Below are 22288 nucleotides of genomic sequence, written 5' to 3' on the forward strand. Positions count from 1 at the left end.
GGCTCTGCCGCGTCGGGTAGCCCGGATAAGCGCGCAAGCCGAAATCCGGCGCCACCTTAGCGCCGAGTACCTGTATAAAACCCCAGCACCCACTGAGAAACCAGGCTATAATCAGGCCTGGTTTTTTATCGTTGAGAGCACCCGTGACCCAGCCACGAGCAGGTTTTTTACTCACCCGTCACTGGCGGGACACTCCGCAAGGCACCGAGCTGTCCTTCTGGCTGGCCACCGACGACGGCCCGCTGCAGGTCACGCTGCCGCCGCAGGAGTCCGTCGCCTTTATCCCCGCCGCGCAGCGGGCGCAGGCTGAGCGACTGCTGCAGGGTGAGAAAGGCTTCCGCTTCGCCCCGCTGGCCCTGAAAGATTTCCACCGCCAGCCGGTGGTCGGCCTCTACTGCCGCGCCCATCGTCAATTGATGCGTCTGGAGAAGATGCTCCGCGATAGCGGCGTCACCCTCTATGAGGGCGATATCCGTCCGCCGGAGCGCTACCTGATGGAGCGCTTTATTACCGCCCCGGTGTGGGTGGAAGGCGAAACGCGTGGCCCGCATCTGGTCAACGCGCGCATGAAACCCCATCCTGACTATCGCCCGCCGCTGAAATGGGTGTCGCTGGATATCGAAACCAGCCGTCACGGCGAGCTGTACTGCATCGGCCTGGAAGGCTGCGGTCAGCGGGTGGTCTACATGCTGGGCCCCGAACCGGAAACGCCGCCAGACGTCGATTTCGATCTGGTCTACGTCGCCAGTCGCCCCCTGCTGCTGGAAAAGCTCAACGCCTGGTTTGCCGATCACGACCCCGACGTGCTGATCGGCTGGAACGTGGTGCAGTTCGATCTGCGCGTCCTGCAAAAACATGCCGAACGCTATCGTATCCCGCTGCGGCTCGGCCGCGGCAACAGCGAGCTGGAGTGGCGCGAGCACGGCTTTAAGAACGGCGTCTTCTTCGCCCAGGCCAACGGCCGGCTGATTATCGACGGTATCGAGGCGCTGAAATCGGCGTTCTGGAATTTCTCCTCCTTTTCGCTGGAGGCGGTGGCGCGCGAGCTGTTGGGCGAAGGCAAAGCCATCGACAACCCGTGGGATCGGATGGACGAGATCGATCGCCGCTTCCATGACGATAAACCGGCGCTGGCCATCTATAACCTACAGGACTGCGAGCTGGTGACGCGGATCTTCCACAAAACGGAGATCATGCCGTTTCTGCTCGAACGAGCGACGGTCAACGGCCTGCCCGCCGATCGCCACGGCGGCTCGGTCGCCGCCTTCAGCCACCTCTATTTTCCGCGCATGCACCGCCTGGGCTACGTGGCGCCGAACCTCGGCGACGTGCCGCCGCAGGCGAGCCCCGGCGGCTATGTGATGGACTCCCGCCCCGGCCTGTATGACTCGGTGCTGGTCCTGGACTACAAGAGCCTGTATCCGTCGATCATTCGCACCTTTTTAATCGATCCGGTCGGCCTGGTGGAGGGTCTGGCGCAGCCCGATGACCAGCACAGCATTGAGGGCTTCCTCGGCGCCCGCTTCTCGCGAGACAAGCACTGCCTGCCGGGGATTGTCAGCCAGATCTGGCATGGCCGCGATGAAGCCAAGCGCCAGCACAATAAGCCGCTCTCCCAGGCGCTGAAGATCATCATGAACGCCTTTTACGGCGTACTGGGCACCAGCGCCTGCCGCTTCTTCGACCCGCGTCTCGCCTCGTCGATCACCATGCGCGGCCACGCGATCATGCGTCAGACCAAAGCGTTAATTGAAGCCAAAGGCTATGACGTTATCTACGGCGATACCGACTCCACTTTCGTCTGGCTTAAGCGCCCGCACAGCGAAGCGCAGGCGGCGGAGATTGGCCGGACGCTGGTGAACGATGTCAACGCCTGGTGGGCGCAAGAGCTTGGCAAAAGCCAGCTTACCAGCGCCCTGGAGCTGGAATACGAAACCCACTTCTGCCGCTTTCTGATGCCGACGATCCGCGGCGCCGATACCGGCAGCAAGAAGCGTTACGCCGGCATGATTCAGGAGGGCGACGGCCAGCGCATGGTTTTCAAAGGGCTGGAAACGGTGCGCACCGACTGGACGCCGCTGGCCCAGCAGTTTCAGCAGGAGCTGTACCTGCGCATCTTCCGCAACCAGCCGTATCAGGATTATGTGCGGGAGACTATCGCCAGGCTGATGAACGGCGAGCTCGATGAGCAGCTGGTTTATCGCAAACGCCTGCGCCGGCCGCTGGCGGAGTATCAGCGCAACGTGCCGCCTCACGTGCGCGCCGCGAGGCTTGCCGATGAGCACAACCTGAAGCGGGGTCGGGCGCAGCAGTATCAGCAGCGCGGCACCATCAAATACGTCTGGACCACCGGCGGCCCGGAACCGGTGGATTATCAACAATCGCCGCTCGATTACGACCACTATTTGTCAAAGCAGCTGCAGCCGGTGGCGGAAGGGATCCTGCCCTTCGTCAACGACGACTTTGCTACAATAGTGACAGGACAGCTGGGGCTATTTTGATTTTTTCACACCCATTCCGCGGGCGCAGAAGCCTGAAAATGAACCGTGAGGAGGACGTGACGAACGTTCTGCCATCCAGTAATATAGCGCCCTTTCCATTCCTGGCCCCAATTTTGACGCATCTCCGGTTGTACATGGGGATGATCAACTATTGCCTGCAATTAAAGAACTAAAGAGCCGAACATATATGCCTTTTACACTTGGTCAACGCTGGATTAGCGACACAGAGAGCGAACTAGGATTAGGGACGGTGGTAGCGCTGGATGCGCGCATGGTCACTCTCCTCTTCCCCGCCATCGGCGAAAACCGTCTGTACTCACGCAACGATTCCCCGATCACTCGCGTGATGTTTAACCCGGGCGACACCATTACCAGCCACGAAGGCTGGCAGCTCCACGTTGACAAAGTGCATGAAGAGAACGGGCTGCTGTCCTACACCGGCACCCGCCTCGATACCCAGGAAGCGAACGTCACCCTGCGTGAAGTGCTGCTCGACAGCAAACTGGTGTTCAGCAAGCCGCAGGACCGCCTGTTCGCCGGCCAAATCGACCGCATGGACCGCTTTGCCCTGCGCTACCGCGCGCGCAAGTTCCAGAGCGAGCAGTACCGCATGCCGTGGAGCGGACTGCGCGGCCAGCGCACCAGCCTGATCCCGCATCAGCTGAACATCGCCCACGACGTGGGTCGTCGTCACGCTCCGCGCGTCCTGCTGGCCGATGAAGTGGGCTTAGGTAAAACCATCGAAGCCGGGATGATCCTGCACCAGCAGCTGCTCTCCGGCGCCGCCGAGCGCGTACTGATTGTGGTCCCGGAAACCCTTCAGCACCAGTGGCTGGTGGAGATGCTGCGCCGCTTCAACCTGCGCTTCTCGCTGTTTGACGACGAGCGCTACGCCGAAGCGCAGCATGACGCCTATAACCCGTTTGAAACCGAACAGCTGGTGATCTGCTCTTTAGACTTCGTGCGCCGCAGCAAGCAGCGTCTGGAGCATCTGTGCGACGCCGAGTGGGACCTGATGGTGGTCGATGAAGCGCACCACCTGGTGTGGAGCGAAGAGGCGCCGAGCCGCGAATATCAAGCCATTGAACAGCTGGCCGAGCGCGTGCCGGGCATTCTGCTGCTGACCGCGACGCCGGAACAGCTGGGGATGGAGAGCCACTTTGCGCGCCTGCGCCTGCTGGATCCGAACCGCTTCCACGATTTCGCGCAGTTTGTCGAAGAACAGCAGAACTACCGTCCGGTGGCCGACGCCGTCGCCCTGCTGCTGGCGGGCAACAAGCTGAGCGATAACGAACTCAATACCCTCGGCGATCTGATCGGCGAGCAGGATATCGAGCCGCTGCTGCAGGCCGCCAACAGCGATCGCGAAGACGCCCAGGCCGCGCGCCAGGAGCTGGTCTCGATGCTGATGGACCGCCACGGCACCAGCCGCGTGCTGTTCCGTAACACCCGTAACGGCGTCAAAGGTTTCCCGAAACGCGAGCTGCACACCATTCGCCTGCCGCTGCCGACCCAGTACCAGACGGCCATCAAAGTGTCCGGCATCATGGGCGCCCGCAAAACCGCGGAAGAGCGCGCGCGCGACATGCTCTATCCGGAGCAGATCTATCAGGAATTTGAAGGCGATACCGGCACCTGGTGGAACTTCGACCCGCGCGTCGAGTGGCTGATGGGCTACCTGACCAGCCACCGTTCGCAGAAGGTGCTGGTGATCTGCGCCAAGGCCGCCACCGCGCTGCAGCTGGAGCAGGTGCTGCGCGAGCGCGAAGGTATCCGCGCCGCCGTGTTCCATGAAGGAATGTCGATTATCGAACGCGACCGCGCCGCGGCGTGGTTTGCCGAAGAAGATACCGGCGCCCAGGTGCTGCTGTGCTCTGAGATCGGTTCCGAAGGACGTAACTTCCAGTTCGCCAGCAATCTGGTGATGTTCGATCTGCCGTTTAACCCGGATCTGCTGGAGCAGCGTATCGGCCGTCTCGACCGTATCGGCCAGGCGCACGATATCCAGATCCACGTCCCGTACCTGGAAAAGACCGCGCAGTCGGTGCTGGTGCGCTGGTACCACGAAGGTCTCGACGCCTTCGAACATACCTGCCCGACCGGACGGACCGTCTACGACAGCGTCCATGACGAGCTGATCAACTACCTTGCGGCGCCGGAATCCACCGACGGCTTTGACGATCTGATCAAGTCCTGCCGCCAGCAGCATGACGCCCTGAAAGCGCAGCTGGAGCAGGGCCGCGACCGTCTGCTGGAGATCCACTCCAACGGCGGCGAGAAAGCTCAGGCCCTGGCGGAGAGCATCGAAGAGCAGGATGACGACACCAGCCTGATCGCCTTCTCGATGAACCTGTTCGATATCGTCGGCATCAACCAGGACGACCGCGGCGAAAACCTGATCGTCCTCACCCCTTCCGACCATATGCTGGTCCCGGACTTCCCGGGTCTGCCGGAGGACGGCTGCACCATCACCTTCGAGCGTGACGTGGCGCTGTCCCGTGAAGACGCGCAGTTCATCACCTGGGAGCACCCGCTGATCCGCAACGGCCTCGACCTGATCCTCTCCGGCGATACCGGCAGCAGCACCATTTCCCTGCTGAAGAACAAGGCGCTGCCGGTCGGCACTCTGCTGCTGGAGCTGATCTACGTGGTCGAAGCGCAGGCGCCGAAGCAGCTGCAGCTCAACCGCTTCCTGCCGGCGACCCCGGTTCGCATGCTGCTGGATAAAAACGGCAACAACCTCGCCGGCCAGGTGGAGTTTGAAAGCTTCAACCGCCAGCTGAGCGCGGTCAATCGCCACACCGGCAGCAAGCTGGTCAACGCGGTTCAACAGGACGTTCACGCCATTCTGCAGCAGGGCGAAGCGCAAATCGCCAAGGCGGCGCGGGAGCTGATCGACGCGGCGCGTAGCGAAGCCGACGATAAGCTGACGGCGGAGCTCTCCCGTCTGGAAGCGCTGAAGGCGGTCAACCCGAACATCCGTGACGACGAACTGGCGGCGATTGAAAGTAACCGCCAGCAGGTGCTGGAGGCGCTGGGACAGGCCGGATGGCGTCTGGACGCGCTGCGTCTGATCGTCGTCACTCACCAGTAACGGAACGCAAAATGGCGATGGAAAACTACAATCCGCCGCAGGATCCCTGGCTGGTGATCCTGTATCAGGATGAGCACATCATGGTGGTCAACAAGCCGAGCGGCTTGTTGTCCGTGCCGGGTCGTCTTGATGAACATAAAGACAGCGTGATGACGCGCATTCAGCGCGACTTCCCGCAGGCCGAATCGGTGCATCGCCTTGATATGGCCACCAGCGGCGTGATTGTGGTGGCGCTGAATAAGGCGGCGGAACGCGAACTGAAGCGTCAGTTCCGCGAGCGCGAGCCGAAGAAGCAGTACATCGCCCGCGTCTGGGGCCATCCGCAGCCGGCGGAGGGCCTGGTGGATTTACCGCTGATTTGCGACTGGCCGAACCGGCCAAAGCAGAAGGTGTGTTATGAAACCGGCAAAGCGGCGCAGACCGAGTATGAGGTGCTGGAGTACGCGGAAGATAACACCGCCCGCGTGCGCCTGAAGCCGATTACCGGACGGTCGCACCAGCTGCGCGTGCATATGCTGGCGCTGGGGCATCCGATCCTTGGCGACCGCTTTTACGCCACGCCTGAGGCGCTGGCGATGGCCCCGCGCCTGCTGCTGCACGCTGAGACGCTCACCATTACCCACCCCGCCTACGGCAACGCGATGACCTTCCGCGCGCCGATCGACTTTTAGGACCTCCCCGGCAGCGCTTTGCCGCCGGGGAATACTGACCCGTTAATCGCGGGCAAACCACGCGTCAATCATCTGCTCAACGCGGGCAACGACGAGATCGGTGTCGTGACGACGACTGCGCGCGCAGGCGTGCGCCGGCTCATCGCACAGCAGGCAGCGGCGCTGCGACTCGCCCAGCGACTGGCGTCCCACCTGCCCGCTCTGCGGACAGATCACATCGATATCCCACAAGCGTCCCAGCGGATGGCTCTGCTCCAGCGTACTGCACATCGCTTTGATTTCGCTGGCCGGGTGCGCCACGCACCACAGCGCTTCAGGCCCGGTCGGCAGCCACAGCACCTGACGATCCAGCGTTTGCCAGCGGTGCTTCCACAGCAGTTGATCGCAGGCCTGGAGGGCTACGCCCATCATGTTGCGATAGCGAATGCTGTCCTTCACCGCCCCGGGGGTCACCAGGGTCAGGGAAATAACAGGCTGCTGATAATGGGCCAACCAGTCGGCCTGGCGGGCTGCACGCTGCTCTTTCGCCGCCAGCAATGCGTCGATGCTGACGCCCGCCTGGGCGGGAGTATCCACTGACATTAATTCCTCTCCTACATATGATAAATGCGACAGCGCCTGGACTGTCATGATGATGGTTGCGATAGCCGATCGCGCGCTGATTGTAACGCTAAATGCGGAGCATTTAGGATACAGAACGCAGATATTTTCGGCGTTCTGTAGCGGAAAATAGCAGGTTTATCGCTGAGCGTAGCGTTATATCACGCCAGATAGTGGCTGAGGAACAGCAACCCCAGAGAGACATTTATCGCCCCGCCAATCCGGGTAGCGATCTGCGCGAACGGCATCAGGCTCATGCGGTTGCCGGCGGTCAGGATCGCCACATCGCCGGTGCCGCCCTGCCCGCTCTGGCAACAGGAGACAATCGCCACATCGATCGGGTGCATCCCTATCTTTTTACCGACCAGGAAACCGGTCGCCACCAGCGCGGAGACGGTGCTGACGATCACCAGCAGGTTGGTGAAGGTGAAGGCGTTCACCAGCTCCTGCCACGGGGTGATCGCCACGCCGACGGCAAAGAGGATCGGGTAGGTGACCGCGGTGCGGAAGAATTTATACACCATCTGCGATCCCTCCTGCAGGCGCGGAGAAACCACATTAGCCAGCTTTAACAGCACCGCGAGAAACAGCATGCCCACCGGCGCCGGCAAACCAATCAGTTTGTGGCCGAGCATCCCCATCATATACAGCAGCACCGCCAGCAGCGCGCCGGAGGCCAGCGTCCCGACGTCGGTTTTGCCGCTCACGCCTTCGCTCTCGCCGAGGCTGCGGGTTTCATGGCTGCGGTTCGGCATCAGCTGCCCTTCGCCGGTCAGATGCGGGAAGCGCTTGCCGAGCTGGTTGAGGCAGCCGGAGATGACGATCGCCGTCAGGCTGCCGAGCATCACCATCGGCAACACCCGGCCCAGGGCCACTCCCTGCTCCATATGCATTAGCGCGGCGTAACCCATCGATAGCGGGATCGCCCCTTCTCCTACGCCGCCGGCCATGATCGGCAGCACGATAAAGAAGAACACCTGGAACGGCTCCATGCCCAAGAGCGTGCCGACGCCGATGCCCACCAGCATGCCGACCACCTCGCCGCACAGCATTGGGAAGAAGATCTTCAGGAAGCCCTGAATCAGGGTGGTGCGGTTCATACTCATGATGCTGCCGACGATAATGCAGCAGATATAGAGATAGAGGATGTTGGTGGATTTATAGAATTTGGTGGTGGATTCAACGACCACGTCCGGCAGCAGGCCGTAATGGACCAGCGCGGAAGGAATAAAAGTGGCGCAGATCGCCGCCGCGCCGAGTTTTCCCAGCACTGGCAGACGTTTGCCAAACTCGCCGCAGGCGAAGCCAAAGAAAGCCAGCGTAGCCACCATCACCACGATATCGCTCGGCAGTTTACCGCCAAGGCAGTCGAGAGCGATCAGCCCCCCGGCCAGCAGAAACAGCGGCAGCGGGACGATCCCTACCTTCCAGTTATCCATGATGTGCCACCAGCGCTGCCTGAGCGTGGTTTTCGGCGTATTGATCGGTTCTAGGGTTGCAGAGAATGCGTTGTCTGTGGTGCTCATAAATTCAGCCCTGTCGTTATTATTCATTTTCAGCGTAAAGGGACAGCGGCGTCGTTAATGTGAAGCTCCCCGAATTAAAAAAGAAGTTTTAATGGTCATTATGGTTTTTATGGTTTCTATTCGCTGATCCGCGCAGGGGTGATATATCTCTGATTTATTATTGTGGTTTTTATGGTTTTTATTTCCCGCCACGCGTTATTTCCGCCGCGACCACTGGCGGTAGCCCGCGCCTGCGCCGCTGATCACAACTTTCCCTTAACATTTACGTCACGTGACAGAAAAATGATAGAGTGCCGGTATGGTGAATACGTCGTCCGGGACCTATGAAATTATCTTTTCAATATAAGCTGTTTATTTCGCTGGTCGCTTTTTTCTCAGTCCTGTTTATCGCGCTGGGTATTTATTATTACTTTGACGCCAGCCGCCAGCTTTATCAGGAAATGAGCGCCCGGGCCAAAATTCAGGCCGAAGAGATAGCCCTGATGCCAAATTTACGTCAGCAGGTCAGCCGGCATGACCCACAGGCGATTCAGGCGTTTATGCAGCAAATCGCCGCCCATAGCGACGCCAGCTTTATCGTCATCGGCGACCGCCAGGGGATGCATCTGTTTCATTCCGTCCATCCGGAGTGGGTCGGCACGCGGCTGGTCGGCGGCGACAACCAGGCGGTACTGGAGGGAAAGTCCATTACCACCATTCGCAAAGGCGGCCTGGGCGTCTCGCTGCGCAGTAAAACGCCCATCATCGATGACGCGGGGCGGGTGATCGGCATTGTCTCCGTCGGCTACCTCACCAGCTATCTCGACAGCATTACCCTGAGCAAAGTGATCAATATTTTTATCGCCGCCGTCCTGCTGCTCACCGCCCTGTTTATCTTCTCCTGGTACTTTACCCGCAGCATCAAGAAACAGATTTTTTCGCTCGAGCCGCGGGAGATAGGCCTGCTGGTGCGCCAGCAAAAGGCGATGATGGAGTCGATCTTTGAGGGGGTGATCGTCATCGATCGCCAGCGGCGCATTGAGGTGATTAACCATGCCGCCCGCAGCCTGCTGGGACTCAGCCAGCCCGCCCGTCAGCTGCGCGGCCAGTCCATCGACAGCGTGATTTCCCCGCAGCCCTTTTTCGCCAGCGGCGACATGCTTGAGCGCGACACCCATGATGAGCTGTGCCGCTTCAACCAGTTGACCGTGCTCGCCAGTCGGGTGCGCATTATGCTGGAGAATACCCTGCAGGGCTGGGTGATTACCTTCCGTGACCGCAATGAAATCAATGCCCTCACCGCCCAGCTGAGCCAGGTGAAGCGCTATGTCGACAATCTTCGCATCATGCGCCACGAGCAGCTCAACCGGATGACCACCCTCTCCGGCCTGCTGCATATGGGCCATTATGACGAAGCGATCCGCTATATTCAGGCCCAGTCGGAGCATGCTCAGGAGCTACTGGACTTTATCTCCTCGCACTTCCACTCGCCGACGCTGTGCGGTCTGCTGCTCGGCAAAGCCACCCGCGCCCGCGAAAAAGGCGTGGCGCTGAGCTTCGACCCGGCCTGCCGCATTGACCGTCCGCTGCCGTCGCTGATGGAATCCGAACTGATCTCCATCATCGGCAACCTGCTGGATAACGCCATCGAAGCCACGCAGCGCGCCGAGCTTCCGCATGAGCCGGTGGAAGTTCTGATCCAGCTCAACGCCCGGGAGCTGATTATCGAAGTGGCCGACCGCGGCGTCGGCATCCGCCCCGATATCCGCGAGCGCATTTTTGAACGCGGCATCACCACCAAAACCCGTGGCGATCACGGCATTGGTCTGTATCTTATTGAACATTATGTCACTCAGGCGGGCGGCACCATCGAAGTCGCCGATAACGCGCCGCGGGGAACGATCTTCACCCTGTTTATCCCGGCCGACGCGCCCGCCTGTCCGCAACCGGAGGCCCACGATGCATCATGACCTGGTCGATGTGCTAATCATTGAAGATGAGAGCGAGTTGGCGCGCCTGCACGCCGAGCTTGTGCAAAAACACCCGCGCCTGCGGCTGGCGGGCATGGCGGCCTCCCTCGCTCAGGCCCGTCAGTTGCTCCACGCCACACCGCCGCAGCTGGTGCTGCTGGATAACTATTTGCCGGACGGCAAAGGGGTGACGCTGATGACCGACCCGGCGCTGGCGACCAGCCAATGCTCGGTGATCTTTATCACCGCCGCCAGCGATATGGAAACCTGCAGCCAGGCCATCCGCAACGGCGCCTTCGACTATATTCTTAAGCCGGTATCATGGAAGCGGCTGAGCCAGTCGCTGGAGCGTTTTATCCAGTTCTACGATCAGCAGCGGGAGTGGAAAATCGTCGATCAGCAGAACGTCGATTCCCTCTATCAATTGCAGGCGAAGAACTATCGTATGGATAGTGGCAGCAAAGGGATTGAAGAGAAAACGCTGGCGCTGGTGCAGGGTCTGTTTAGCGGCCGGGAAGCGCACTGCTTTTCCGTTGATGAGGTGGTCAGCGCCGCCGGGCTCAGCAAAACCACCGCCCGCCGCTATCTTGAACACGGCGTTGAGACCGGTTTTCTGGAGGTGGAGATGCTGTACGGAAAAATCGGCCATCCGCGGCGGCTGTATCGCCGCGCACAGGCCAAACGCTAATCCCCTCGCCGGGTGGGAGGGGCTGGAAAACTCAGAAACCGCGCTGCTCTTTAATCAGCTCCCAGGCCTTCTGGATCTCCTGGGCTTTCTGTTTGGCCATCTCCATCATCTCCGGCGGCAGCCCTTTCGCCACCAGCTTGTCCGGATGGTGCTCGTTCATCAGCTTACGATAGGCGCGCTTCACCGTCGCCGCGTCGTCAGTCGGTTTCACCCCCAGCACGTTGCAGGCGTCCTCCAGCGTTGGACCGCGCTGCGCCTGCTGCCAGCCGGCGTTGCCGCCGTGCTGACCATAAGATTGCTGCTGCGAACCGCCGCCGAACTGGGCGCCGCCCTGCATCATTCGCAGGAATTGATCGAACTGGGCGCGGGAGATGCCAAGCTCATCGGCGATGACGAACAGCACTTCACGTTCGTTAGGGTGCAGTTCGCCGTCAGCGAACGCCGCCTGCAGCTGAATTTCCAGAAACATCCGAATCAGATCGAAGCGGCCAAAGCAGACGCTGCGCAGCTGGCGCATCTTCTCGCGCAGCGGATAATTGTCGGCCTTGCCGTCGCGAAACGCCTGCTGCGCCGCGGTGCGCGAAGCGCCGTGCAGATTCATGCGATCCATCAGCACATTGGCGACGTGAATATCCGCTTCGGTAACGCGGCCCTTGGACTTGGTCAGATGACCCATCACTTCAAAGGTGGTGGAAAAGAAGAGCGACTGACGCTCCTGCTGATTGGCGAAGAGATTCAACCGGCGGCTGCGCGCCCGGTCAAACATATGGCCGACCAGGAAGCCGAGCACCACGCCCCAGAACCCACCGCCCATCAGCAAAGCCACTGCCACGCCAATCACTTTACCCAAATACTGCATAGACTCCCCAACTGTTTGTCGCCGTTAAGCACGAATATGACCGCACGTTACCCGGCACTCGCGCCTCGGTCAATTGTGGGACATAGCCTATAATTTGCTTTATCATACTCGTCATTCAACAGGGTGCCTAACGCTCGGGCTCGAAACGGGCAGGATTAACACTAGCGTGATAAAGTTGAGTAAGTTAGGCTCTGACCGTTTGCAAGCCGCTGCCACAAGATGATGGAACAATAAATACAACGTATGAAAAAACGTATTCCCAGCCTCCTGGCTACGATGATTGCCAGCGCCTTGTATAGCCAACAAGGCCTCGCTGCCGATCTCGCAACGCAATGTATGCTTGGCGTGCCAAGCTATGATCGTCCGCTCGTGGAAGGTCGGCCTGGCGATCTGCCGGTGACGATTAACGCCGATCATGCGAAGGGCAACTACCCGGACAACGCCGTCTTTACCGGTAACGTCGATATTAACCAGGGGAATAGCCGCCTCCGCGCCGACGAAGTTCAGCTGCATCAGCAGCAGGCCGCGGGCCAGGCGCAGCCGGTGCGCACGGTGGACGCGCTGGGCAACGTGCACTACGACGATAACCAGGTGATCCTCAAAGGGCCAAAAGCCTGGTCGAATCTGAATACCAAAGATACCAACGTCTGGCAGGGCGATTATCAAATGGTCGGACGCCAGGGACGCGGCACCGCTGACCTGATGAAACAGCGCGGCGAAAACCGCTATACCATTCTGGAAAACGGCAGCTTTACCTCCTGTCTCCCGGGCTCCGACACCTGGAGCGTCGTGGGCAGCGAAGTCATCCACGATCGCGAAGAGCAAGTTGCCGAGATCTGGAACGCCCGCTTCAAGCTTGGCTCCGTGCCGATTTTCTATAGCCCCTACCTGCAGCTGCCGGTGGGCGATAAGCGTCGTTCAGGCTTCCTGATCCCGAACGCGAAATACAGCACCAAAAACGGCGTGGAATTCTCCCTGCCGTACTACTGGAACATCGCGCCAAACTTCGATGCCACTATCACCCCGCACTATATGAACAAGCGCGGCGGCGTGATGTGGGAAAACGAATTCCGCTATCTGACCCAGCTCGGCAGCGGCTTAACGGAGTTTGACTACCTGCCGTCGGATAAAGTCTACGAAGACGACCACTCCAGCGACAGCAACAGCCGCCGCTGGCTGTTCTATTGGAACCACTCCGGGGTTATCGATCAGGTGTGGCGTCTGAACGCTGACTACACCAAGGTCAGCGATCCTGACTACTTCAACGATTTCAGCTCGAAGTATGGTTCCAGTACCGACGGCTATGCGACGCAGAAATTCAGCGCCGGGTATGTCAATCAGAACTTTGACGCCACGGTCTCAACCAAGCAGTTCCAGGTCTTCGATCGGGAGTCGAGCAACTCCTACTCGGCTGAGCCGCAGCTCGACATCAACTACTACCAGAACGATGTCGGTCCGTTCGATACCCATCTGTACGGCCAGGTCGCCCATTTTGTTAACTCGAACAACAACATGCCGGAAGCGACCCGCGTTCACTTCGAACCGACGATCAACCTGCCGCTGTCCAACGGCTGGGGGAGTCTGAATACCGAAGCCAAGCTGCTGGCGACCCACTACCAGCAGAGCAATCTTGATAAGTACAACGCCGCCAACGGTACGGACTACAAAGAGTCCGTTAGCCGCGTGATGCCGCAGTTTAAAATCGACGGCAAAATGGTCTTTGAGCGCGACCTGCAGGAGGGATTCACCCAAACGCTGGAACCGCGCATGCAGTATCTGTACGTGCCGTACCGCGATCAGAGTGAAATCGGCAGCTACGACTCCACGCTGTTGCAGTCGGACTACACCGGCCTGTTCCGCGACCGTACCTATAGCGGTCTGGACCGCATCGCGTCGGCCAATCAGGTCACTACCGGTATCACCTCGCGCGTGTATGACGCCGCCGCGGTGGAACGTTTTAACATTTCCGTTGGTCAAATCTACTATTTCACCGAGTCACGCACCGGTGATGACAACATCAACTGGGAGAACAACGACACCACGGGTTCACTGGTATGGGCCGGCGACACCTACTGGCGCATTGCCGATAACTGGGGTCTGCGCGGCGGGATCCAGTACGATACGCGTCTGGATAACGTCGCAACCGGCAACGGCACCATTGAATACCGTCGCGATGAAAACCGCTTAGTCCAGCTTAACTATCGTTACGCCAGCCCGGAATATATTCAGGCCACGCTGCCGTCATATTCCACTGCGGCGCAATATAAAGAGGGTATCTCGCAGGTGGGGATGACCGCCAGCTGGCCGATCGTCGATCGCTGGTCCGTGGTCGGGGCCTACTACTACGATACCAATACCCGGAAAGCAGCAAACCAGATGTTGGGTGTCCAGTATAACTCCTGCTGCTACGCCATCCGTCTTGGCTACGAACGTAAAGTCAACGGTTGGGATAGCAACAACAATGGCGGCGAGAGCAAATACGACAACACCTTCGGAATCAATATCGAATTGCGCGGTCTGAGCTCTAATTACGGCCTCGGCACCCAGCAGATGCTGCGTTCGAACATTTTACCGTACCAGAGCTCCCTGTGATGCGGCTGGTTTACAACATCATCCGCATTTGCGGTTAATCGAAATGGAAAAAGTATGAAGAACTGGAAAACGCTGCTTCTCGGTATCGCCATGATCGCGAATACCAGTTTCGCTGCCCCCCAGGTGGTCGATAAAGTAGCGGCCGTCGTCAATAATGGCGTCGTACTGGAAAGCGACGTCGATGGTTTGATGCAATCGGTTAAGCTCAATGCTGGTCAGGCTGGCCAACAGCTACCGGATGACGCGACCCTGCGCCATCAGATCCTCGAAAGACTGATCATGGACCAGATCGTGTTACAGATGGGGCAGAAGATGGGCGTGAAGGTCTCTGACGACCAGCTCGATCAGGCCATCGCCAACATCGCCAAACAAAACAATATGACCATGGATCAGATGCGCAGCCGTCTGGCCTATGAAGGCATCAACTACAACACCTACCGTAACCAGATCCGTAAAGAGATGCTGATTTCGGAAGTGCGTAACAATGAAGTGCGTCGTCGCATCACCGTGCTGCCGCAGGAAGTGGAAGCGCTGGCCAAACAGATCGGCGACCAGAACGACGCCAGCACCGAGCTTAACCTGAGCCACATCCTGCTCCCGCTGCCGGAGAACCCGACCTCTGATGAAGTCGCCGCGGCTCAGGAGCAAGCGAATGCCATCGTTGAGCAAGCACGCAACGGCGCCAACTTCGGTAAACTGGCGATCACCTACTCCGCCGACCAACAGGCGCTGAAGGGCGGCCAGATGGGTTGGGGTCGTATCCAGGAGCTGCCGGGCATTTTCGCCCAGGCGTTAAGCACCGCGAAGAAAGGGGATATCGTCGGTCCGATCCGTTCCGGCGTCGGCTTCCACATTCTGAAAGTGAATGACCTGCGCGGCGGGACCCAGAACATCTCCGTCACCGAAGTGCATGCCCGTCATATTCTGCTGAAGCCATCGCCAATCATGAACGATGCGCAGGCTCAGGCTAAGCTGGAGCAGATTGCCGCCGACATTAAGAGCGGGAAAACCACCTTCGCTAAAGCGGCGAAAGCGTATTCTGAAGATCCAGGCTCGGCGAACCAGGGCGGTGATTTAGGCTGGGCCACGCCGGATATCTTCGACCCGGCGTTCCGCGATGCGCTGATGCGTCTGAACAAAGGGCAGACCAGCGGACCGGTGCACTCCTCCTTCGGCTGGCATCTGATCGAACTGCTGGATAGCCGTCAGGTCGACAGAACCGACGCCGCGCAGAAAGATCGTGCTTACCGTATGCTGATGAACCGCAAATTCTCTGAAGAAGCGGCAACCTGGATGCAGGAACAGCGCGCCAGTGCGTATGTTAAAATTCTGAGCAACTAATATCGATGCCTGAAACCCGTAAAGTTGTTATCACTCCCGGCGAACCCGCCGGGATTGGCCCTGACCTGGTCGTGCAGCTTGCCCAGCGCGACTGGCCAGTTGAGCTGGTGATCTGCGCCGATGGCGCCCTGTTAACTGACCGAGCCCAGAGGCTCGGTCTTCCTTTATCTCTCCTGCCATATGATGCTGCGCAACCGCCCGTTCCGCAGCGTGCCGGTACGCTGACGCTGCTTAACGTACCGCTGAGCGTCCCGGCGGAGCCCGGCGTGCTGAACGTACAAAACGGCGCCTACGTAGTCGAGACGCTGGCGCGCGCCTGCGACGGCTGCCTGAGCGGCGAATTTGCGGCGTTAGTGACCGGCCCGGTGCACAAAGGCAACATCAACGACGCCGGCATCGCCTTCACCGGTCATACCGAGTTCTTCGAAGAGCGCGCGCAGGCCAGCAAAGTGGTGATGATGCTGGCGACCGAGGAGCTGCGGGTGGCGCTGGTGACGACCCATCTGCCGTTGAAAGCCATCAGCGAGGCGATAACGCCCGACCTGCTGCGCGAGATCATCACGATTCTCGATCACGACCTGCGCACGAAATTTGGCATTGCCCAGCCGCATGTGCTGGTTTGCGGGCTTAACCCGCACGCTGGCGAAGGCGGTCATATGGGAACGGAAGAGATAGACACCATCATTCCGGTGCTGGAAGAGATGCGCGCGAAGGGGATGCACCTCAGCGGTCCGCTGCCGGCTGACACCCTTTTTCAGCCCAAATACCTTGACCATGCCGATGCGGTACTCGCGATGTACCACGATCAGGGCCTGCCCGTGCTAAAATACCAGGGCTTTGGCCGCGGCGTGAATATTACGCTCGGTTTACCTTTTATTCGTACCTCCGTCGACCACGGCACCGCGCTGGAATTAGCGGGCCAGGGAACAGCGGACGTCGGCAGTTTTATCACGGCGCTTAATCTCGCCATCAAAATGATTGTTAATACCCAATGAATAATCGAGTCCATCAGGGCCATTTAGCCCGTAAACGCTTCGGGCAGAACTTCCTCAACGATCAGTTTGTGATCGACAGCATCGTCTCGGCGATTAATCCGCAGAAAGGCCAGGCGATGGTTGAAATCGGCCCCGGTCTCGCCGCGCTGACCGAGCCGGTCGGTGAACGCCTTGACCAGCTGACCGTTATCGAGCTGGACCGCGATCTGGCGGCCCGCCTGCAAACGCATCCGTTCCTCGGGCCGAAGCTGACCATCTATCAGCAGGATGCGATAACCATGAACTTCGGCGAACTGGCGGAGAAAATGGGTCAGCCGCTGCGCGTCTTCGGCAACCTGCCGTACAATATTTCGACCCCGCTGATGTTCCATCTGTTCAGCTATACTGATGCCATTGCCGATATGCACTTTATGCTGCAGAAGGAAGTGGTGAATCGTCTGGTTGCCGGACCGAACAGTAAGGCGTATGGTCGGTTAAGCGTGATGGCGCAATATTATTGCCAGGTGATCCCGGTACTCGAAGTGCCGCCGAGCGCGTTTACCCCGCCGCCTAAGGTCGATTCCGCGGTGGTCCGCCTGGTGCCGCACAGCACGATGCCATATCCGGTCAAAGAGATCCGGGTGCTGAGCCGCATCACCACCGAAGCGTTCAACCAGCGCCGCAAGACCATCCGCAACAGTCTCGGCAATCTGTTCAGCGTGGACGTGCTGACCGAGCTGGGCATCGACCCGGCCATGCGTGCAGAAAATATTTCCGTGGCGCAGTACTGCCAGATGGCCAACTGGCTGTCTGACAATCTGCCATCGAAGGAGAGCTAACCATGATCAATTCGCCTCGTGTTTGCGTTCAGGTGCAAAGCGTCTATATCGAATCGCAGTCTTCTCCGGAAGAAGAGCGCTACGTCTTCGCTTATACCGTCACCATTCGCAATCTGGGGCGGAGTCAGGTTCAGCTGCTTGGCCGCTACTGGCTCATCACTAACGGCCACGGTCGTGAGACTGAAGTTCAGGGTGAAGGGGTGGTCGGCGAGCAACCGCATATTCCCGCCGGCGGTGAATATCAATATACCAGCGGCGCGGTCATTGAAACGCCGCTGGGAACCATGCAGGGTCATTATGAGATGATCGATATCGACGGCGCGCCGTTCCGTATCGAGATCCCTGTTTTCCGTCTCGCAGTTCCAACGCTCATTCATTAAAACAATGTCAACATACCTTATTGGCGACGTTCACGGTTGCTACGATGAACTGATCGCATTATTAGCGCAGGTTGAATTCGACCCGGCGATCGATACGCTGTGGCTGACCGGCGATCTGGTGGCCCGTGGCCCGGGGTCGCTGGAGGTTCTGCGCTATGTCAAATCTCTGGGCGACAGCGTGCGACTGGTGCTGGGCAATCATGATTTACACCTGCTGGCGGTCTTCGCCGGCATCAGCCGCAACAAGCCGAAGGATCGTCTGAAATCACTGCTGGAAGCGCCGGATGCCGATGAGCTCCTCAACTGGCTGCGTCGTCAGCCGCTGCTCCAGGTGGACGAAGAGAAAAAGCTGGTGATGGCCCACGCCGGCATCACCCCGCAGTGGGATCTGGAGACTGCCCAGCAGTGCGCGCGCGATGTAGAAGCGGTGCTCTCCAGCGACTCCTACCCTTTCTTCCTCGATGCCATGTACGGCGACATGCCGAATCACTGGAGCAACGAGCTGAGCGGCCTGGCGCGCCTGCGCTTTATCTCTAACGCCTTCACCCGCATGCGCTACTGCTTCCCGAACGGCCAGCTGGATATGTACTCGAAAGAAGCGCCCGAGGACGCCCCGGCGCCGCTGAAGCCGTGGTTTGCCATTCCGGGACCGGTCAGCAGTGCCTACAGCATTGCCTTTGGCCACTGGGCGTCTCTGGAGGGACGCGGTACGCCGGAGGGCATTTACGCGCTGGATACCGGCTGCTGCTGGGGGGGGGAACTCACCTGCCTGCGCTGGGAGGATAAGCAGTACTTTACCCAGCCGTCGAACCGGCAGAAAAGCCTCGACGAAGGCGAAGCCGTCGCGTCCTGAAGAAACAGGCGCCGTCCCCCAGGCCCGCGCAAGCGCAGCGCCGCCGGGCAAGAACTGCGGGCGCGGAGCCTCGTTTGTGTCGGGTGGCGTCTAACGCCTTACCCGACCTACGTTTACGTGCCATTTGTCACCCCGGGCAGCGCGCCGGAAAAACGCCCCCCGCGACGGGAAACCTGGCGTAGAAAAAATAGTGGCAGCGGCATCCGCGCTGAATTCACGCCAAAGAAAACCCCGGTCACGCCAGACGCGACCGGGGTTTTTTCATTGCTATCCTTCCCGCTTAACGGCGTTCGAGGATCTCAAAGCAGTAGCTGTGGGAGTTCTGCGCGTCGGCGTCATGAAACTCGCTGAACACCGATTCCCACTGGTCCGGATCGTAATCCGGGAAATGGGTATCGCCTTCCACTTCCGCATCGATATGGGTCAGATAGAGCTTCTGCGCCTTCGGCAGGAACTGCTCATAAACCCGACCACCGCCGATCACCATGATCTCTTCCACATCGCCGCAGGCGGCAATCGCTTCGTCAACGGAGGAGACCCACTGCACGCGATCGTCGCTGCCTGGCTTGCTGCTGATCACGATATTTTTACGCCCCGGCAACGGGCGCCCAATGGATTCCCAGGTCAGACGCCCCATCACTACCGGCTTATTTAATGTGTTGCGTTTGAACCAGGCGAGATCGGCAGGCAGGTTCCATGGCATGGCGTTTTCCATACCAATGACGCGATCTACCGCTAACGCCGCAATCAGACTGATCATTCATTCATTCCTGAGTACAAAAAATTGTCGCCACTATACGGAAAGCGTACAACTTCGTCGACTGGCCGGAGGGTAAAGAATAAGAAAATTTTCTGATTTGCTGGCAAGCCCACGTTCGTGCCGTGGGCCGCCAGAACAGGATCCAAACGAAAACAAAATGTTACTGATTAACGTCAGGCGGAGGGCTTATTTTCCGGCTCATCGGCGATATCGCCGGTGTGCCTGCCCTCTTCCGTCCCCTGCCAGCCGTGACGCTGCACCAGCGACAGATGATGACGATCTTCGTTGATGATGCCAGTCAGCATATCGCTGGTCCGCTTGAAGACCGCCACCCGCGACGCCGCATCGTTTTCCGCCATCGCCACCATCTCTTCGACCATCTGCAGGTTGAAGCGACGGAACAGATCGGCCCGCTCGCGCGCTTCATACGCGCCGAGCCCCAGCGCCTCCAGCGTCATCCGGCCGGATTTCAGCGCCGCCTCGAAGGTTTCACGCTCCGGGGCTTCGACGCCAGCCTGACGCAGCTGGATATAGTGATCGACATCGCGGGCGCGGGAGATAATCTGCAGATGCGGAAAATGCTCTTTTACCCTCGCCACCAGCTCCAGGCTGACGTGCGGATCGTCAATGGCATTGATCAGCACCTCCGCCTTTTCGGCGCCAGCCGACTCCAGCAGATCGACCCGGGTGGCATCGCCGTAGAAGACCTTCATATCAAATTTGCGCAGAGTATCGACATGGTCCGGGTCGTGATCGAGGATCACCATCTTCACCCCGCTGGAGAGCAGCAGTCGCCCGGCGATCTGTCCGAAGCGGCCAAAGCCGGCGACAATCACCCGCGGCTGCTCTTCATCAATCTCGTCCGCATCCCGCGCCTGGCCGCTGGAGGATTTCTCCAGACAGGTCAGCAGCACCAGCAGGATGGGGGTTGCCGCCATCGACAGCGCCACCGCCAGGGTCAGCGCCTTTGCCCATTCGCCGTCCAGCACCTCCGCCATCCGCGCGGCGCCAAAGACCACAAACGCGAACTCACTCCCCTGCCCCAGCAGCACCGCAAACCAGCGGCGCTGGGCGCGAGGCACGCCAAGCGGTCTGGCGATAAGCCACAGCATCAGCATTTTTATCGCCAGGAAACCCACCAGCAAAATCACAATACGCAGCGGGTGGGTAACCAGGGTGCCGAAATCAATCGACATCCCGACGCCGATAAAGAACAGCCCCAGCAGCAGGCCTTTAAACGGCTCAATATCGCTCTCCAGCGCATGGCGATACTCGGAGCTGGCCAGCAGCACCCCGGCGAGAAACGCCCCCATCGCCATCGACAGCCCCACCTCTTCCAGCAACAGCCCGAAGCCGAAGACCAGGAACAGGGCCACGGCGCTGAACACTTCGCGCAGACCGGAACGGGCGACAAAGCGCAGCAGCGGACGGGTCAGATAGCGCCCCAGAACCACCACCAGCGCCAGCGCCGCGGCCACCTTCAGCGCGGAGAGGGCAAAAGCCATCAGCGAAGTGGCGCCGCCGCTGGCCGCCAGCAGCGGGATCATCGCCACCAGCGGGATCGCCGCGATATCCTGGAACAGCAGCACCGCGAAGGCGCTGCGCCCCATCTGCGACATCGTCAAATTGCGCTCATTCATCGCCTGCATGGCGATAGCGGTTGAGGAGAGCGCCAGGGTCATACCGATCAGCTCGGCCACCTGCCAGCGCAGGCCCAGCAGCATGCAAAAGAGGCCGATCAATACCCCACAGGCCACCATCTGCAGCGCGCCGCCGCCAAACACCGAAGCGCGCAGCTTCCACAGACGCTGCGGATCCAGCTCCAGACCAATGACGAACAGCATCAGCACCACGCCAATCTCGGCAAAGTGCAGAATCGCCTCGGCGTCGGTCACCAGCCGCAGCCCCCACGGCCCGATAATACAGCCGGCGATGAGATAGCCCAGCACCGACCCAAGCCCAAGGCGGACGGCGATGGGCACAATCAGCGCCGCGGCGCCCAGGTAAATCAGCGCCTGTATCAGCGTATGGCTATCCATTCTGATGTGCCTCCTGCCAGTCGATTAAGCGTTGACGATAGTGGCGGGCCTGCGCCTGCAGCGTTTCGTCATCGCAGATAAAGGTGCAGTGCATGGCGAACGGCGGCAGCCATTTCATCCCGCAGTAAAGCGCGGTGGCCTGCAGCGGCTGCGCCAGCACCGGAAAACCGGGAAACGAACCGATATCAAAGTGGCTTTCACCGCCGCCGGTGGTCACCGCCCACATCAGCGATTTACCGCGCAGCGCAATACCGTTATGGCCATAGGCCCAGCCGTGCGACAGCACTTTGTCCATCCACAGCTTCAGCAGCGGCGGCACGCTATACCACTGCATCGGGTGCTGCCAGATAACCAGATCGGCACGGGCGAGCGCCGCCTGCTCGGCGGCGACATCGATATTAAAGTCGGGATAGAGTTGATAAAGGGAGCGTATCTCTACGCCTTCAAGCGTCCCTGCTTGTTCAAGCATTCGCTTATTCGCATGAGAATGCTGCGGATAAGGATGCGCATAAATTATCAGAATCATTGATTGGCCTGCGTTAGCTCTTGTCGTAATCAGCAAGAGTGTAGACAGTTAAGCGAACCGCTTACAATGATAACTGTGATTTATGTCGCGGTGGTG

At 59.5% G+C, this 22288-nt stretch carries 17 protein-coding genes; 11 read left to right on the forward strand and 6 right to left on the reverse strand.

Going from position 1 to position 22288, the window contains the following annotated elements; genetic code table 11:
- Nucleotides 1-143: 143 nt before the first annotated feature.
- The 3 genes from polB (at nt 144) to rluA (ending at nt 6266) form a co-directional block, all read left to right on the forward strand.
- The gene (gene polB, locus ABLV04_RS21590; protein WP_048296673.1) at nt 144-2501 is read left to right on the forward strand and encodes a DNA polymerase II; all 2358 of its coding nucleotides are present in this window, start codon (nt 144-146) and stop codon (nt 2499-2501) included.
- Nucleotides 2502-2688: 187 nt separating this feature from the next.
- Nucleotides 2689-5595: an RNA polymerase-associated protein RapA gene (rapA, locus tag ABLV04_RS21595; protein WP_180266012.1), complete on the forward strand. Its 2907-nt coding sequence runs from the start codon at nt 2689-2691 to the stop codon at nt 5593-5595.
- 11 nt (nt 5596-5606) lie between these two features.
- Nucleotides 5607-6266, forward strand: a complete 660-nt coding sequence (rluA, locus tag ABLV04_RS21600; RefSeq protein WP_023291957.1) for a bifunctional tRNA pseudouridine(32) synthase/23S rRNA pseudouridine(746) synthase RluA — start codon at nt 5607-5609, stop codon at nt 6264-6266.
- Between the two features lie 42 nt (nt 6267-6308).
- On the opposite strand, the gene citX is transcribed toward rluA, so the two are convergent.
- Both citX and ABLV04_RS21610 read right to left on the reverse strand, forming a co-directional pair.
- Entirely contained in the window at nt 6309-6848 is a 540-nt protein-coding gene (citX, locus tag ABLV04_RS21605; RefSeq protein WP_004204286.1) for a citrate lyase holo-[acyl-carrier protein] synthase, read from the reverse strand.
- A gap of 179 nt (nt 6849-7027) precedes the next feature.
- The gene (locus ABLV04_RS21610) at nt 7028-8392 is read right to left on the reverse strand and encodes a 2-hydroxycarboxylate transporter family protein (protein WP_023291956.1); all 1365 of its coding nucleotides are present in this window, start codon (nt 8390-8392) and stop codon (nt 7028-7030) included.
- Between the two features lie 323 nt (nt 8393-8715).
- On the opposite strand from ABLV04_RS21610, the gene ABLV04_RS21615 reads away from it, so the two are divergent.
- Both ABLV04_RS21615 and ABLV04_RS21620 read left to right on the forward strand, forming a co-directional pair.
- Nucleotides 8716-10341 carry a sensor histidine kinase gene (locus ABLV04_RS21615; protein ID WP_032453827.1) on the forward strand — a complete coding sequence of 542 codons (1626 nt, stop codon included), beginning with the start codon at nt 8716-8718 and terminating at the stop codon, nt 10339-10341.
- Nucleotides 10331-11029 (forward strand): response regulator, encoded by a 699-nt coding sequence (locus ABLV04_RS21620; protein WP_023291954.1) that lies wholly within the window; start codon nt 10331-10333, stop codon nt 11027-11029. The genes ABLV04_RS21615 and ABLV04_RS21620 overlap by 11 nt, the downstream gene beginning before the upstream one ends.
- A gap of 31 nt (nt 11030-11060) precedes the next feature.
- Here the strand turns inward: ABLV04_RS21620 and djlA are convergent, their stop codons facing one another.
- Nucleotides 11061-11888 carry a co-chaperone DjlA gene (gene djlA, locus ABLV04_RS21625; RefSeq protein ID WP_008807470.1) on the reverse strand — a complete coding sequence of 276 codons (828 nt, stop codon included), beginning with the start codon at nt 11886-11888 and terminating at the stop codon, nt 11061-11063.
- Between the two features lie 243 nt (nt 11889-12131).
- Between djlA and lptD the strand changes: the two genes are divergently transcribed.
- The 6 genes from lptD to apaH are packed head-to-tail and all read left to right on the forward strand — an operon-like array spanning nt 12132 to nt 18867.
- On the forward strand, nt 12132-14480 hold the full coding sequence (gene lptD, locus ABLV04_RS21630; RefSeq protein WP_032429098.1) for an LPS assembly protein LptD: 2349 nt from the start codon (nt 12132-12134) through the stop codon (nt 14478-14480).
- A 54-nt stretch (nt 14481-14534) separates the two neighbouring features.
- Nucleotides 14535-15821 (forward strand): peptidylprolyl isomerase SurA, encoded by a 1287-nt coding sequence (gene surA / locus ABLV04_RS21635; RefSeq protein ID WP_023291952.1) that lies wholly within the window; start codon nt 14535-14537, stop codon nt 15819-15821.
- A gap of 5 nt (nt 15822-15826) precedes the next feature.
- Nucleotides 15827-16816: a 4-hydroxythreonine-4-phosphate dehydrogenase PdxA gene (gene pdxA, locus ABLV04_RS21640; protein WP_023291951.1), complete on the forward strand. Its 990-nt coding sequence runs from the start codon at nt 15827-15829 to the stop codon at nt 16814-16816.
- Nucleotides 16813-17634: a 16S rRNA (adenine(1518)-N(6)/adenine(1519)-N(6))-dimethyltransferase RsmA gene (rsmA, locus tag ABLV04_RS21645; RefSeq protein WP_180266013.1), complete on the forward strand. Its 822-nt coding sequence runs from the start codon at nt 16813-16815 to the stop codon at nt 17632-17634. The genes pdxA and rsmA overlap by 4 nt, the downstream gene beginning before the upstream one ends.
- A gap of 2 nt (nt 17635-17636) precedes the next feature.
- Nucleotides 17637-18014, forward strand: a complete 378-nt coding sequence (gene apaG / locus ABLV04_RS21650; RefSeq protein ID WP_004204274.1) for a Co2+/Mg2+ efflux protein ApaG — start codon at nt 17637-17639, stop codon at nt 18012-18014.
- Between the two features lie 4 nt (nt 18015-18018).
- Nucleotides 18019-18867, forward strand: a complete 849-nt coding sequence (gene apaH, locus ABLV04_RS21655; protein WP_023291949.1) for a bis(5'-nucleosyl)-tetraphosphatase (symmetrical) ApaH — start codon at nt 18019-18021, stop codon at nt 18865-18867.
- A gap of 280 nt (nt 18868-19147) precedes the next feature.
- Here the strand turns inward: apaH and folA are convergent, their stop codons facing one another.
- The 3 genes from folA to kefF form a co-directional block, all read right to left on the reverse strand.
- A complete protein-coding gene (folA, locus tag ABLV04_RS21660; RefSeq protein WP_004204271.1) occupies nt 19148-19627 on the reverse strand; it encodes a type 3 dihydrofolate reductase in 480 nt (159 codons plus the stop codon).
- A gap of 173 nt (nt 19628-19800) precedes the next feature.
- Nucleotides 19801-21666 carry a glutathione-regulated potassium-efflux system protein KefC gene (gene kefC, locus ABLV04_RS21665; protein WP_064155371.1) on the reverse strand — a complete coding sequence of 622 codons (1866 nt, stop codon included), beginning with the start codon at nt 21664-21666 and terminating at the stop codon, nt 19801-19803.
- A complete protein-coding gene (gene kefF, locus ABLV04_RS21670) occupies nt 21659-22192 on the reverse strand; it encodes a glutathione-regulated potassium-efflux system oxidoreductase KefF (protein WP_004204269.1) in 534 nt (177 codons plus the stop codon). The genes kefC and kefF overlap by 8 nt, the downstream gene beginning before the upstream one ends.
- Nucleotides 22193-22288 lie beyond the last annotated feature (96 nt).

Origin of the sequence: Klebsiella sp. JN_Kp127 (assembly GCF_040062505.1) — a bacterium.
In the GTDB taxonomy this organism is placed as follows: domain Bacteria; phylum Pseudomonadota; class Gammaproteobacteria; order Enterobacterales; family Enterobacteriaceae; genus Klebsiella; species Klebsiella quasipneumoniae.